The sequence below is a fragment of the Glycomyces xiaoerkulensis genome, from assembly GCF_002798405.1.
In the GTDB taxonomy this organism is placed as follows: domain Bacteria; phylum Actinomycetota; class Actinomycetes; order Mycobacteriales; family Micromonosporaceae; genus Glycomyces; species Glycomyces xiaoerkulensis.
Map to the genome: position 1 here is coordinate 240,067 of NZ_PGGV01000029.1, position 13,691 is coordinate 253,757.

Genomic DNA, 13,691 nt, shown 5'->3' on the forward strand with positions numbered 1-13,691 from the left:
CGTCGAAAGCGGAGGGCAAAGGATGTGTAAAGCTTGACGAGGACCGCCGCTCGGGCGGATGATGTTCAGAGACGATCAGTGTTCACGAGCCGTGCTCCACTGGTCCAGGCCGGGGTAACTGGCCCTGGCTGCCAAAAATTCACTCAGCTACATGCGACGTTATTTATGGTGCGTACACCACCGTCACCAAACGACGCGATCGCAAGGAGAAACTATGGCGAAAGCCCTCTACGGCCACGTCGGCCAGGCGCCGAACAAGCGCCTGCTTGAAGAAGTGGTCCAGCTACGTGCGCGGGTACGCAGCCTCGAGACCGAACTCGCCGAGCTTCGCGCCCGGGAGAACGAGGTTCAACACGAAGAAGCCGAGGAGTTGATGCGGCTGTCCGAGCCCGCGTTGACTTAGCGTCACTCGCGCACAGAAGAACACGGCGCGCCTGCTGCACGACAGCCGGCGCGCATTGTTGTGTCCGGCCCCGTTCGGCGACCCCCGCACCGGGGTAGATCCGCACCGTTCGCGCGGGTGACCGGCACGCGATATGCCTGCCCCGGTCGGTGCCGCCTTGTAGTCTTGACCAACCTCAGCACGTCCAGACGCGTACCGGAGTTGACCCGTTGTACCTCAAGAGCCTCACGCTGAAGGGCTTCAAGTCCTTCGCCTCGGCCACGACCCTGCGCTTCGAGCCGGGCATCACCTGCGTCGTCGGCCCCAACGGCTCCGGTAAGTCCAATGTCGTCGACGCCATCGCCTGGGTCCTGGGCGAGCAGGGCGCCAAGTCCCTGCGCGGCGGCAAGATGGAGGACGTCATCTTCGCCGGCACCACCGGCCGCCCCGCCCTCGGACGTGCCGAGGTCACCCTCACCATCGACAACGCCGACGGCGCCATCCCCATCGACTACACCGAGGTCTCGCTCACCCGACGCATGTTCCGCAGCGGCGAGGGCGAATACGAGATCAACGGCGACCGCTGCCGCCTGCTCGACGTCCAGGAACTCCTGTCCGACGCCGGCATCGGCCGCGAAATGCACGTCCTGGTCGGCCAGGGCAAACTCGACTCCTACCTCCACGCCCGCCCCGAGGACCGCCGCTCCTTCATCGAGGAGGCCGCCGGCGTCCTCAAACACCGCAAGCGCAAGGAGAAGGCCCTCCGCAAGCTCGAAGGCATGCAGGGCAACCTCGACCGCCTCTCCGACCTCACCGCCGAACTGCGCCGCCAGCTCAAACCCCTCGGCCGCCAGGCCGAACTCGCCCGCCGCGCCCAGACCATCCAGGCCGACCTGCGCGAGGCCCGCCTGCGACTGCTGGCCGACGACCTGTCCGTCCTGCGCGGCAACATCGCCAAGGACCTCGCCGAGGAACAGGACCTGCGCGAACGCAAATCCGTCCTGGCCGAGGAACACGAGCGGCTCTCCGCGCAGATCACCGAGATCGAGACCGCCCACGCCGCCGACAAACCGCGCCTGGCCCGCCTCCAGGAGACCTGGTACCGGCTCCAGGCCGTCGCCGAACGCCTCCGCTCCACCGCCCAACTGGCCGCCGAGCGCCGCCGCTACCTCTCCGAGGACGCCGGCGACGACCGGCCCGGCCGCGACCCCGAGGTCCTCGAGACCGAAGCCGAGCGCATCCGCGAGCAGGAGATCGAACTGCGCGAGGGCATCGCCGAGGACTCCGAGCGCCTCGCCACCGCCGTCGAGACCCGCGAGCGGGTCGAGGCCGCGCTCGCAGAAGCCGAGCAGCGCATCGTCGGCGCCGTCAAGGCCGCCGCCGAGCGCCGCGAAGCCCTCGCCAAACTCCGCGGCCGCGTCGACTCCCTGCGCAGCCGCACCGCCGCCGCGACCGAGGAGCTCGAACGCGCCGACCTCGCTCTCGCCGAGGCCCGGGAGCGGGCCGAGGCCGCCGCCGAAGCCGAGGCCGAAGCCGAGGCCGAAGGCGAGACGACCGAAGCCGACGTCGAACTCGACGAGCGGCTCGCGGCCGCCGCCGCCCGCGTCGACGCCGCCAAGGCCGAAGTCGACCGCCTCACCGCGGCCGAACGCGAAGCCGACCGGGAGTCCTCGCAGTGGTCGGCCCGCGAGGAGGCCCTCGCGGTCGGGCTGCGCCGCAAGGACGGCGCCGCCGCGCTCCTGGCCCGCGCCTCCGACGCCTCCGGCGCGCCCGACGAGGCCGCACCCTCCTCGGACCGGATCCTCGGCAGCGTCGCCGCCCTGCTGACGGTCGAACCGGGCTACGAGGCCGTCCTCGCCGCCGCGCTCGGGCGCCTGGCCGACGCCGTCGCCGTCACCGACGCCGACAGCGCCGCCGCCGCGCTGCGCTTCCTGCGCGACGAGGACGGCGGCCAGACCGGACTCCTCATCGCCGGCGCCGCCGCGCACGACCCGGCCCCGCCCGGGTACATGCCCGTTGCCGACACCGTCACGGCCCCGTCCGAACTGGCCGGCACCGTCCGCGCCGTCCTCTCCGGCATGGTCGTCGCCGACGACCTCGACGCCGCCCGCGCCATCGTCGCCGCCCACCCCGAGCTCACCGCCGTCACCCGCGAGGGCGACGTCCTCGGTGCCGCCACCGCCCACGGCGGCTCTGCGGCCACGCAGTCCTACATCGAGGTCCAGGCCGCCGTCGACGAGGCCCGCGACCGCAAGGTCGGGGCCGAATCCCGGGCCGCCGAACTGCGCGAGCAGCTCGAACAGGCCCGCGGCGCCCTCACCGAGGCCGAAGCGGCCGCCGACGAGGTCCGCGGCGCCCAGCGCCAGGCCGAGGCCGCCCACAACGCCGTCACCCGCCGCCTCGCCGAGCTCGGCGCCGCCGCCCGCAGCGCCGAGGCCGAAGTCACCCGCCTCGCCCGGGCCAAGGAGCGCGCCCAGGAAGCCCGCGAAACCGACACCGCCGGGCTCGCCGACCTCGAGGCTCGGCTCGAGACCCTCGAAGCCGAACCCGAGATCGAAGAGCCATCCACAGAGGAACGAGACGACCTGGGGCGCGAACTCGAAGCGGCCCGCCGGAACGAGATGGAGACCCGGCTGGCCGTCCGCACCGCCGAAGAGCGCGCCTCCGCGCTCGCCGGGCGCGCCGACGCGCTGGCCCGCCAGGCGCGGTCCGAGCGCGCCGCCCGCGACCGCGCCGAGGCCCGCCGCGCCGCCCGCGCCCGCGGCGCCGCCGTCGCCGCCGTGGTGTCCGAGGCCGCCGAGTCCGCCGGAGTCAGTCTCACCGACTCGTTGGAGTCGGCCGCCATCGAGCGCGACCGGATCGCCGCCGAGCAGGCGCGCCGCGAGGCCGCCGTGACCGAACTGCGCGAGCGCGCCGCCACCACCGCCGCCGAGCTGGAGCGCATCACCTCGGCCGCCCACCGCGACGAGGTCGCGCGCGCCGAGCAGCGCCTGCGCATCGAGCAGCTCGAGGAGAAGGCCGGTGCCGAGTTCGGCGTCGACATCGAGACCCTGCTGAACGAGTACGGACCCGAGCGGCCGGTCCCGCCCACCGCCGAGGAGGTCGCGAAGGCCGAGGACAAGGGCAAGGCGGCCCCCGAGCCGGCGCGGTTCGACCGGGCGATCATGGAGAAGCGCGCCGCCCGCGGCGAGCGGGAGCTCAAACTCCTCGGCAAGGTCAATCCGCTCGCCCTGGAGGAGTTCGCCGCCCTGGAGGAACGCTACAAGTTCCTCAACGAGCAGCTCGAGGACGTCCAGCGGACCCGGGCCGACCTCCAGACGGTCGTCAAGGAGGTGGACGACCGCATCCAGGACGTCTTCGCCGAGGCGTACGCCGACACCGCCCGCGAGTTCGAGCACGTCTTCCAGACCGTCTTCCCCGGCGGCGAGGGCCGGCTGGTCCTGACCGACCCCGACGACCTGCTCCACACCGGAGTCGAGGTCGAGGCCCGGCCGCCCGGCAAGAAGGTCAAGCGGCTCTCGCTGCTCTCCGGCGGGGAGCGGTCCCTGACCTCCCTGGCGCTGCTGTGCGCGATCTTCCGCGCCCGGCCCAGCCCGTTCTATCTGCTGGACGAGGTCGAGGCGGCACTCGACGACGTCAACCTCGGCCGCCTGCTCGAGCTGCTCAAGCAGCTTCGCGAGAACTCCCAGCTCCTGGTGATCACCCACCAGAAGCGCACGATGGAGGTCGCCGACGCGCTCTACGGGGTGACCATGCGCTCGGGCGTGACGCAGGTGATCAGCCAGAAGTTCTCCCGCGACGAGGACTGATCCGGTGGTGGCGAAGCTCTCGGGCCGCGCCCGGGCTCCGGTCAGTATGGTGGTCGTGCACTAGAGGCTTGGAGGAATCTCGTGGACAACCTGTGGATCTGGCTGGTGGCCGCGGTCGTGGTGGCCGCGGCGGTGATCGTCGGGGTGCTCGTCGCGCGCTCGCGCTCGAAGGTCGAACCCGGGCCGGCCGAACCCCAGGTCGAGACCCGGCCCGAGGCGAGGCCCGAGGCCGAGCCCGAGGCGCCCGGGATCGAGGTCCCGGCGCCGACCGCGGGCCGCCTGGTACGGCTGCGCTCGCGCCTGTCCCGCTCCAACAGCGCCCTCGGCAAGGGCCTGCTGGCGCTGCTGTCCAGCGACAGGCTCGACGACGACACCTGGGAGGAGATCGAGGACACGCTCATCGCCGCCGACGTGGGCGTCACCGACACCACCCAGATCGTCGGGCGGCTCCGCGAGCGTGTCAAGGTCCTCGGCACCCGCGGCCCCGGCGAGCTCCGCGAGCTCCTGGTGGAGGAGCTGACCGCCGCGCTCGAGCCCGATCTCGACCGGTCCCTGGCGACCTCCCCGCCCTCCGGCGAGGGCCCGGCGACGGTGATGGTCGTCGGCGTCAACGGCTCGGGCAAGACCACCACCTGCGGCAAGATCGCCCGGGTGCTCATCGCCGACGGGCACTCGGTCATCCTCGGCGCGGCCGACACCTTCCGGGCGGCCGCGGTCGACCAGCTCGAGACCTGGGGCGGTCGCGTGGGGGCCAGGGTGGTCCGCCGCGACGAGGGCGCCGACCCCGCCTCGGTGGCCTTCGACGCGGTCAGGGCCGGCGCGGACGAGGGCGCCGAGGTGGTCCTGGTCGACACGGCCGGGCGGCTCCAGAACAAGACCGGTCTGATGGACGAGCTCGGCAAGGTCAAGCGCGTCATCGAGAAGCAGGGTCCGGTGGCCGAGACGCTCCTGGTCCTGGACGCGACGACCGGCCAGAACGGGCTTCAGCAGGCGAAGATCTTCGGTGAGGTCTGCCGGATCTCGGGCGTGGTGCTCACCAAGCTCGACGGGACCGCCAAGGGCGGTATCGTCATTGCGGTGCAAAGGCAGTTGGGGGTACCGGTTAAGCTGGTCGGACTCGGGGAGGGTCCGGACGATCTGGCTCCTTTCGAGGTCCGCGAGTTCGTCGACGCGATCGTCGACGGCTCCGGCGACTTATCGAGGAAACTGCGGCATGCACAGCGGGGACCGGTGAGCCAAGACGAGATTCCGCTTGTTGGCGGCAACACGAGTACAGTGACCCGGCTGGGAGACACGGTCCGGCGCAATACCGGACCGTGGACGCCGGCGGTTCACTCGCTGCTGCGGCACCTCCGCGCGGCAGGTTTCACCGGTGCGCCGCGGCCGCTGGGGATCGACGAGCACGATCGCGAGGTCCTGTCGTTCGTCGAGGGCGAGCCGGGCAAGTATCCGCTCGGGTCGCATTGGACGACCGACGAGACGCTGTGCGCGGTGGCGAAGATGCTGCGGATGTTCCATGACGCCCAGTACGGTTTCCAACCGCCGCCGTCCGCCACTTGGCGGTCGTTCGGACCGCCGCCGCCGGACACCGAGGTCATCTGCCACCACGACGCCGCCCCGCACAACGTGGTGTGGCGGCCCGACGGGACGCTTTCGCTGATCGACTTCGACCTGGCCAGCCCGGGTGCGCGCATCTACGACGTGGCGTACGCGGCCTGGACGTGGGTGCCGGTCTTCACCGACCGGGATTCGATGACGCTGGGCTGGAAGAAACCCGACCGTCCCCGCCGGCTCCGCATGTTCGCCGACGCCTACGGGCTGTCCGAACGCGACCGCGCCCGGTTCATCAAGGTCATCCGCAAGCGCATCGTCGACCACATCGAGGGCATCCGGCGGATGGCGCAGGCCGGTGACCCGGCCTTCGAGCGGATCGTCCGCAAGGGGCACCTGCGGAGGCCGGCGCGCGATCTGCGGCTGCTGGACGCCGAGCGCTACCGGCTGGACGAGGCGCTGCGGTAGGGAGGCGAGGGGCCGCCGACGAGCCGGGGGCCGACGGACACCCTCGCCATGGACCGGGGTATCGCACCGGAGTACCGAGTCGAAGCGCCGCAAGATAGCTGGAGCGCTCCCAGTCCGGTGGCGAAGCCCGGTGGTGTTGGGTATCGGGGGATTTTGAGGGATTCGGAGCCCAACCTACCCGGCGAACGCTTTCATGTCAATGAATTGGCATACATAAATATAAATTGCCCGTTCGGATCCCGGATGTCGCCCGACGCGCCGGTCGGCGATCCTCGCAGAGTTCACTGGACCGTAAGGCCCGATCCCGAGGCCGTCGGTCGGACCGCGCGGGACGATGGAGCGGTAGAGGAACCCTTGAAAGGAACGCACCCTTGCGACGCACCGCGATCGGCATCTCCGCGGCGGGGCTGGCCGCCGCATTCGCACTGAGCGCCTGCGGCTCGGACCGGGCACCGGCCGAGGACGAGTCCACCGAGCCCGAACCGACGGCCTCCGAGACCGGCGGCGAAGAGACCACCGAGGCGCCCGCCGAGGAGGACGCGGCCGTGCCCGAACTGCTCGACTTCACCGCCGCCACCGTCGACGGCGACGACTTCAGCGGCGCCGAGCTGGCCGGAGACCCGACGGTGCTCTGGTTCTGGGAGCACGACTGCCCCATCTGCCAGGGCCAGGGCGGGACCGTCTCCGGCCTGCACGGCGAGTACGGCGACGCGGTCGACGTCGTCGGCGTCTCGGGAGCCGGCCTGTACGCCGCCTCGAGCGATGCGGACCGCCGGGACTTCGTCGACCGGACCGGCACCGCCGATCTCGTCCACCTCGAGGACGAGGACTACCGGATCCGGAACTCCTTCGGCGTGGTCACTCAGAGCACCTTCGTCGTCCTCGACGCCGAGGGCGGGATCGTCGAGAGCGGGTCGCTCGGCGAAGACGAGCTCCACGAGGCCGTCGGCGGCCTGCTCTAGACCCGGAGCCGGGCCGCCCGGCCGGGCCTCACCGGCCGAAGACCGACTTCACCGTCTCCTCCAGGAACCGCTGCACCGACAACGCCGCCTCGATGACCGGGTCGCTCGGGTCCCCGCCGCCCAGGACCCGCAGGTCCCACCAGCCGTAGTAGGCGACGTAGAGCCCGGCGACGACCAGCAGCACCCCCACGATGCGCATCACCCGGGGGAACTGCCGCTTCAACCACGCGAGCATTCCCTCGCGGGCCAGCGCGATCGCCAGTGAAACGGCCCCGATCACCAGCGTCATGCCCAGGGCGTAGGCCAGGAACACCGCCGTGCCGCCCAGCACCGACTGCGACCGGAACGTCTGCGCCACCAGCGCCAGGAACGGCGCGATCGTGCACGAGAGCGAGGCCAGCGCGAAGAACAGCCCGAAGGCGATCATCGAGCCGAGTGACCGCTTGACCTCCCGGCCGCCGAGCCGGGGGATGAACGTCGGCAGCTCCCGCCCCAGCAGTAGCCAGACCCCGGCGGCGGCCACGACGATGCCGACGACGATGGTCACCCACGGCAGGAAGGAGGTGACGCCCACCGCCGCGGTCGAGATCAGCAGTCCGAAGGCGCCGAAGACGGTCACGAAGCCGATGGTCATGGCGAGGGTGAACAGGCCCGCCCGGCCGAAGGCGCGCGTGCGCGAGACCTGCTCGGCCGCTTCGCCGTTGATGAGGAATCCGGCGTAGATCGGCAGGAGCGCGAATCCGCAGGGGTTGACGGCGGCGACGGCGCCGGCGACCAGCGCGAGGGCGAACGGGACTTCTTGCATGCCTCGAGTCTGCCCGCGGCTGCCGGTTCGGAACGGGCGCCGGCTCGTATATCGGCCTTACGGTGTTCTAAATTCGCGATCCAGCGCAGTTCGCGGGGGGTCAGCGTCCCGTACGGGGTGACGGCCGCCAGTTCGGCCCCGTGTTCGCCGGGGGTCGGGTCGAGCTTCCAGGCTCCTTCGGTGTTCGGCTCGCCGCGCATGGCGCCGCCGACCGCGTACGGGTGGGTGGGGACGACCTTGACGGCCGGTTCGCCGTCGATGGAGGTCACGGCCACGCCGATGTCGGACAGGCGCGGGTAGGCGTCGGCCGGGTCGCGCAGGAGCCGGTCGGTTTCGACCACGAACCGGCGCTGGAAGTTCGGCATGAACCCCTGCGGGGCCCAGGCGGCGCCGGTGACCGAGGCGTGCCGGAAGTAGGCGGACCACAGCTCGGGGTCGTCTATGCCGCCTCGCGCGCCCACGCCGATCGGTTTGGCCGGGTGCTCGCGGGCCTGCAGTTCGGGCAGGCTCAGCGGCCGGGACGCCTCGTCGATCCAGTAGACGCCGTGCTGGCCGTCGAGCACCACCCAGGAGTCGAGGTCGTCGATCCACGCCTCGGCGACCGCGTGCCCCTTGCCGACCCCGTCGTGGTAGTCGTCGCGTCGCAGGTCGGCCTTGCGGGCGGGGATGCCCAGGGCGTTGAGGCTCTGGGCGAGGACGAGGGAGTATTCGACGCAGGAGTAGCGCGCTCCGATGGCGACCTGTTCGAGGATGTCGAGCGCGTCGCCGGCGTTGATCCGGGCGTTGGCGTGTCGCCAGAGCCCGTTGGTCCAGGCCAGGGACGTGCGGGTGGTCTCCCAGGCGGTGGTGCAGGGGCCGGGCAGGCGGCGGCGGAGCGCCGCTTCCCGGTGGGGGGTGATGCACTCCAGTTCGAGCGGGGCCGTCGGTGCGGGCTCGGGCCAGTCGATCAGGCGCAGCGGCGGGCCGGGGACGTTGTGCCTGGCCCGCTCGGTCAGCTCGTCCCAGTCCGGGTCGCGTCCGAACGCCGCCGAGATCTCGGGTTCGAAGAGGTCGAGCTGGTGGAACCCGGCGTCGACGGCCTCGTCGAGGCGGTGGCGGGCCGCGGGGAGCCCGACCTTGTGGGCGGCGATGGCGAGGCTGGGGGCCCACAGGTCCCGCCAGAATTCGGTGTCGGCCCGGAGGGTCCGCTCGAGGTCGAGCAGCGTCCACCATCGCCCGCCGCGCATCGCGTCCTGTGCGATGGTCCGCACGCGGGCGAGCTTGGCGGGACGCGGAGTGTTCATGTTGTATGAGCTTAGTCACGATTTCTGGAGAAGCAAAGTCCGCTGCCCCGCCGGGGCGGGCGGCGGGCGCTCCCGAACCGGACGGGCGGCGGGGCGACTCCGCCGCCCGTTCTCAGTTCCCCGGGGTTCAGGCCGCGCTGCAGGTCACCTCGGGGCTGGCCGCGCCGTTGTCGGCGATGAAGCCGAAGACCCGGCGGCTCTCGCCGTCGGCGATCGAGCCGTTCCAGCCGACGTCGCCGGCGGTGACCTGGCTGCCGGACTGGTTCAGGTCGGCGTTCCAGTGGCTGCTGATGGACTGGCCTCCCGGCCAGGTCCAGGTCAGCGTCCAGCCGGAGAGGTCGCCCTGGTCGGCGGCGACGGTGACGTCGCCCTGCCAGCCGGAGCCCCAGTCGTTGACCACGTCGATCTCGGCCGAGCAGTCGCCTTCCCCGCCGGGAGTGGTGGTCGGGTCGTCCGGACTGGTGGTCTCGTCCGGGGGAGTGGTGGTCTCCGGCGGCTGGTCGCCGAAGACGCTCGCGCGCTCGGCGGTGTTCCCGATCCCGTACCGGCTGTCGAAGACCCGCTCGCCCCAGGTCGTCATCTGACCGGGGTCGAAGTCGAGCACCTGGTCGAGCTCGCCGTCGGAGTTGCCCGAGTAGGACCAGGCGATCCAGCCGATGCCGCGTTCCTGAGCCTCGGCCTGGACGGTGTCCCACGGGACCGACTCGCCCTGGAAGACGTCGCCGTACTCGCCGATGATGAGCGGCAGGCCCTTCGCCTCGAATGCGTCGAGGTAGTCGACCACGGTCTGCGGGTCGGAGTAGACGGCGTACATGTGGATCGAGAAGAGGGTGTTCGCGTCCTGGTCGGCTGCGAAGACCTGCTCGGCGTCGTCGAGCATGATCTGCTCCCAGTCCTGGCCCCAGTTGGGGGCGTCGACCACGAGGGTGTGTTCGAAGCCGATGTCCCGCATGCGTTCGATCGCGTCGACGGTGGCCTGGGTCCAGCCGGCGGTGTCCTCGTTGCCCCACGGCTCGTTGCCGATGTTGATGAGCGTGTAGGCCTCCTCGCCGTCGAGCACGTCGTACATGCCCTCCCAGAAGTCGACCGCCTGGTCCAGGCTGGCCGCGCCCTCCTGCTCGCCGTAACCGGTGGTGTCGTGGACCTCGAGCACGCAGATGACCTGCTGGGCCTTGCACTCGTCGACGATCGTCCGCAACCGGTCGGGGGTGGTGACGCCCCAGTCGCGTTCGCCGGAGCCGAGCACGACCCGGATGGTGTTGGCCCCCAGGTCGCTGATCTCGGCGATGCTCTCGAACTCCTGCTGGAACCAGACTTCGGGGTGCGAGGTGCCGCGCATGACGAACGGTTCGCCGTTCGCGTCGACCAGTTGAGTGCCGTCGATCTGGAAGCCGCCCTGCTGCTGCGCGCCGGCCGGCGCCAACTGCCAGAGGCCGGCGAGCGCGACGATCAGCGCCGACGCCGCCGCGAGCAGCCAGTTGCGGGCCGACCGATGCCGGGCCGGTCGGCCGCTGGATGTGCTGTTGTGCATGTTGATCCTTCTATCGGTGGGTCAATCGGTGCTTCCCAACCTCAAGACAGGGAAGCACAGATATCGATCGGTATCAACATTAGTTGGGACGGTAATTGAAACGGGCGGCGGAGGTGACCTCCGCCGCCCGTCCTCGTGCGTGGTGCGGTTACGCCGCGCTGCAGGTCACGGCCGGACTGGCCGCGCCGTTGTCGGCGATGAATCCGAACACGTCCCGCGTCTGACCGGAGGCGACGGACCCGTTCCAGCCGACGTCGCCGGCGGTGACCTGGCTGCCGGACTGGTTCAGGTCGGCGTTCCAGTGGCTGCTGATGGACTGGCCTCCCGGCCAGGTCCAGGTGAGCTGCCAGCCGTCCAGCCCGCCGCCGGTGGCGGTGACGGACACGTTGCCCTGCCAGCCGGAGCCCCAGTCGTTGACCACGTCGATCTCGGCCGAGCAGTCGCCCTCCCCGCCGGGAGTGGTGGTCGGGTCGTCCGGACTGGTGGTCGGGTCGTCGGGGCTGGTGGTCTCGTCCGGGGGAGTGGTGGTCTCCGGCGGCTGGTCGCCGAAGACGCTGGCGCGCTCGCCGGTGTTGACGGCGCCGTACTGGCTGTTGAACACGTCGTCGCCCCAGGCGGTCAACTGGTTCGGGTCGAAGTTCAGCACCTGGTCGAGGTTCTCGGCCCCGCCGCTGTTGCCCGAATAGGACCAGGCGATCCAGCCGATGCCGCGGGCCTCGGCCTCGCTCTGCACCGTCTGCCAGGCGACGGCCTGGTCGTTGTGCTCGTGGCCGTACTCGCCGACGATGAGCGGGAGGTTCATGGCCTCGAATGCGTCGAGGTAGTCGATGACGGTCTGCGGGTCGGAGTAGACCTCGTACATGTGGACCGAGAACACGGTGTTGCCGTGGCTGTCGGCGGCGGCGATCTCGGGCGCGTTGTCGCGCATGATCCCCTCCCAGTCCTGGCCCCAGTTGGGGGCGTCGACCACCAGGGTGTGGTCGAATCCGGACGAGCGCATCTCCTGGACGGCGGACCTGGTGGCCTCGGTCCACCCGGCGGTGTCCTGGTTGCCCCACGGCTCGTTGCCGATGTTGATCAGGACGTAGGCCTCCTGGCCGTCGACGGCGCTCTTGACGCTCTTCCAGTACTCGACGGCCTGGTCGAGGCTGGCGGCGGCGTCCTCCTCGCCGTAACCGGTGGTGTCGTGGACCTCGAGCACGCAGATGAGCTGGTGCGCCTTGCACTCGTCGATGATGTCGGCGACCTCGGATGCCGGGGTCGGCCCCCACTGCTGGCCGGAACCGAGGACGACGCGGACGGTGTTGGCGCCCAGGTCGCTGAGTTCGCCGTAACTGTCGAACTCGCTCTGGTACCACACGTGCGGGTGGCTGGAGCCGCGCATGACGAACGGGTTGCCGTTGGCGTCGATCAACTGCGAGCCGCTGACGGAGAAGCCGCCCGTCTGCGCTCCGGCCGGCAGCAGGGCCCACATCCCGGCGACGGCGACGGCGAGCGCGGTGCCGGCGGCGAGCAGCCACCTGCGCCACGAGCGCCCGCCGCGTGCCGGGCGGTCGCTGGGTTGCTCAGTACTCATTTTGGATCCTTCGATCTGAGGTGAATCGGTTAATCCCAACCTGAACATAGACAACCATATATATAGATCGAGGTCAACAACCGGTGGGCGCCTCCGAATCCCCGATGCATTCGGCTGCGTGGCGGCTCTGCGGCTCGCGACCACTGGGCGCAACCCTGAACCGGTTTACGCAGTGGCCTAAATCATATGGAAAGGCGCAGGGTGTCCGAGATCAAGGAGTGCCGGTGGAAGAGTCCCAGCTCGCACGCCGTATCCGTCCATGTCGGGCGGTCGAATTCGCAGAGTCGTGGAGCGATCACCTTGTTATAATGGACAGACCTCTATGGACCACACCCCTACCGCCCTTCACGTATCCCGGCCCACGGGCCGAGTCGGCGGACTGCGCCCTTCGCGCGGGCCGTGCCCATGGGAGCGCTATCAAAGGTGATCGGCCCCCTCGAGCCCTCCGTTCCCGCCGACCATCGACCCGAACACCCTTCGAACCGGAAGGAAAGCATGCGAGCAAGCCCGACCGCCGTACGCCTGCTGGGGCCCATCGGCGCCGCCCGCGACGGCCGCGAGATCCACTTGGGGCCGTCCCGCGAACGCGAATGCTTTGCCGCCCTGGTCCTGCGCTGCGGCGCCCCGGTCCTGGTGGAACAGCTCATCGACGACCTCTGGGACGCCGAGCCCCCCGCCAGCGCCGTCAACGTCGTCCACACCTACGTCAGCCGCCTGCGCGGCCGCCTGGTCGCCCCCGAGTCCCGCGACCACGCCCTCGTCCGCTCCCTCCACCCCGGATACTCGATCGCCCCGGACGCCGTGGAACTCGACGTCCACGAGTTCGAGTCCGAGCGCCGCAGCGGCATGGCCCTGCTGTGGGCCGGGCACCTCGATCAGGCGCACGAGGCGCTGCGGCGCGCCATCGACCACTGGTCGGGCACGATCGCCCTGCACGGAGCGGTCGGCCCCCTCGCCTGCCGGGAGCGCCAGCGACTGACCGAGCACTACCTCGACGCCGTCGAACACTGCCTCGCCCTGCAGATGAAGGAGGGCCGCGGACTCGACACCATCGCGGAACTGACCGCACTGGTCGGCAAGCATCCGTTCCGGGAGCGCCTGTGGATGCTGTTCATGCTCGCCCTGGCAGTCGCCGACCGCCGGGGCGAGGCTTTGATCGCTTACCACGACCTGCGCCGCCGCCTCAACGAGGACCTGGGCATCAACCCGTCCCAGCGCGTGCAGCGCTTGTTCGGCGACCTGGTCTCGGAGAAGCCTCCCGGCGAGGTCTGGGACGACCACTTCCGACTGACCACGCAAAACAGATGAACCGAGAAAGGAAAGC

At 70.7% G+C, this 13,691-nt stretch carries 7 protein-coding genes and 2 pseudogenes; 6 read left to right on the top strand and 3 right to left on the bottom strand.

Translation table 11 applies throughout. The features are described from left to right. Window positions 1-214 precede the first annotated feature (214 nt). The 5 genes and pseudogenes from CUT39_RS11770 to CUT39_RS11785 all read left to right on the top strand — a co-directional run bounded on the left by CUT39_RS11770 (window position 215) and on the right by CUT39_RS11785 (window position 7,172). Window positions 215-403, top strand: a complete 189-nt coding sequence (locus tag CUT39_RS11770; protein ID WP_100446744.1) for a hypothetical protein — start codon at window positions 215-217, stop codon at window positions 401-403. A 209-nt stretch (window positions 404-612) separates the two neighbouring features. Then, window positions 613-4,191 carry a chromosome segregation protein SMC gene (gene smc / locus CUT39_RS11775; RefSeq protein WP_100446746.1) on the top strand — a complete coding sequence of 1,193 codons (3,579 nt, stop codon included), beginning with the start codon at window positions 613-615 and terminating at the stop codon, window positions 4,189-4,191. Window positions 4,192-4,281: 90 nt separating this feature from the next. After that, window positions 4,282-5,376, top strand: a pseudogene (gene ftsY, locus CUT39_RS21800) (signal recognition particle-docking protein FtsY); the annotation flags it as partial. 402 nt (window positions 5,377-5,778) lie between these two features. Continuing rightward, a pseudogene (locus tag CUT39_RS21805) lies at window positions 5,779-6,210 on the top strand (phosphotransferase); the annotation flags it as partial. A gap of 371 nt (window positions 6,211-6,581) precedes the next feature. Continuing rightward, a complete protein-coding gene (locus tag CUT39_RS11785) occupies window positions 6,582-7,172 on the top strand; it encodes a TlpA family protein disulfide reductase (RefSeq protein WP_157930631.1) in 591 nt (196 codons plus the stop codon). Between the two features lie 28 nt (window positions 7,173-7,200). On the opposite strand, the gene CUT39_RS11790 is transcribed toward CUT39_RS11785, so the two are convergent. The 3 genes from CUT39_RS11790 to CUT39_RS11800 all read right to left on the bottom strand — a co-directional run bounded on the left by CUT39_RS11790 (window position 7,201) and on the right by CUT39_RS11800 (window position 12,367). Beyond that, entirely contained in the window at window positions 7,201-7,977 is a 777-nt protein-coding gene (locus CUT39_RS11790) for a cytochrome c biogenesis CcdA family protein (RefSeq protein ID WP_100446752.1), read from the bottom strand. A 1,410-nt stretch (window positions 7,978-9,387) separates the two neighbouring features. Further along, window positions 9,388-10,791 (bottom strand): cellulase family glycosylhydrolase, encoded by a 1,404-nt coding sequence (locus tag CUT39_RS11795; RefSeq protein ID WP_100446754.1) that lies wholly within the window; start codon window positions 10,789-10,791, stop codon window positions 9,388-9,390. Between the two features lie 148 nt (window positions 10,792-10,939). Next, the gene (locus CUT39_RS11800) at window positions 10,940-12,367 is read right to left on the bottom strand and encodes a cellulase family glycosylhydrolase (RefSeq protein WP_198587070.1); all 1,428 of its coding nucleotides are present in this window, start codon (window positions 12,365-12,367) and stop codon (window positions 10,940-10,942) included. A 495-nt stretch (window positions 12,368-12,862) separates the two neighbouring features. Between CUT39_RS11800 and CUT39_RS11805 the strand changes: the two genes are divergently transcribed. Continuing rightward, the gene (locus CUT39_RS11805; RefSeq protein ID WP_198587071.1) at window positions 12,863-13,675 is read left to right on the top strand and encodes an AfsR/SARP family transcriptional regulator; all 813 of its coding nucleotides are present in this window, start codon (window positions 12,863-12,865) and stop codon (window positions 13,673-13,675) included. Window positions 13,676-13,691: the final 16 nt, after the last annotated feature.

Coding starts and splice junctions, on each gene's coding strand:
- CUT39_RS11770 (WP_100446744.1), top strand. CDS start 215: ATGGCGAAAGCCCTCTACGGCCACGTCGGCCAGGCGCCGAACAAGCGC.
- CUT39_RS11790 (WP_100446752.1), bottom strand. CDS start 7,977: ATGCAAGAAGTCCCGTTCGCCCTCGCGCTGGTCGCCGGCGCCGTCGCC.
- CUT39_RS11795 (WP_100446754.1), bottom strand. CDS start 10,791: ATGCACAACAGCACATCCAGCGGCCGACCGGCCCGGCATCGGTCGGCC.
- CUT39_RS11800 (WP_198587070.1), bottom strand. CDS start 12,367: ATGAGTACTGAGCAACCCAGCGACCGCCCGGCACGCGGCGGGCGCTCG.
- CUT39_RS11805 (WP_198587071.1), top strand. CDS start 12,863: ATGCGAGCAAGCCCGACCGCCGTACGCCTGCTGGGGCCCATCGGCGCC.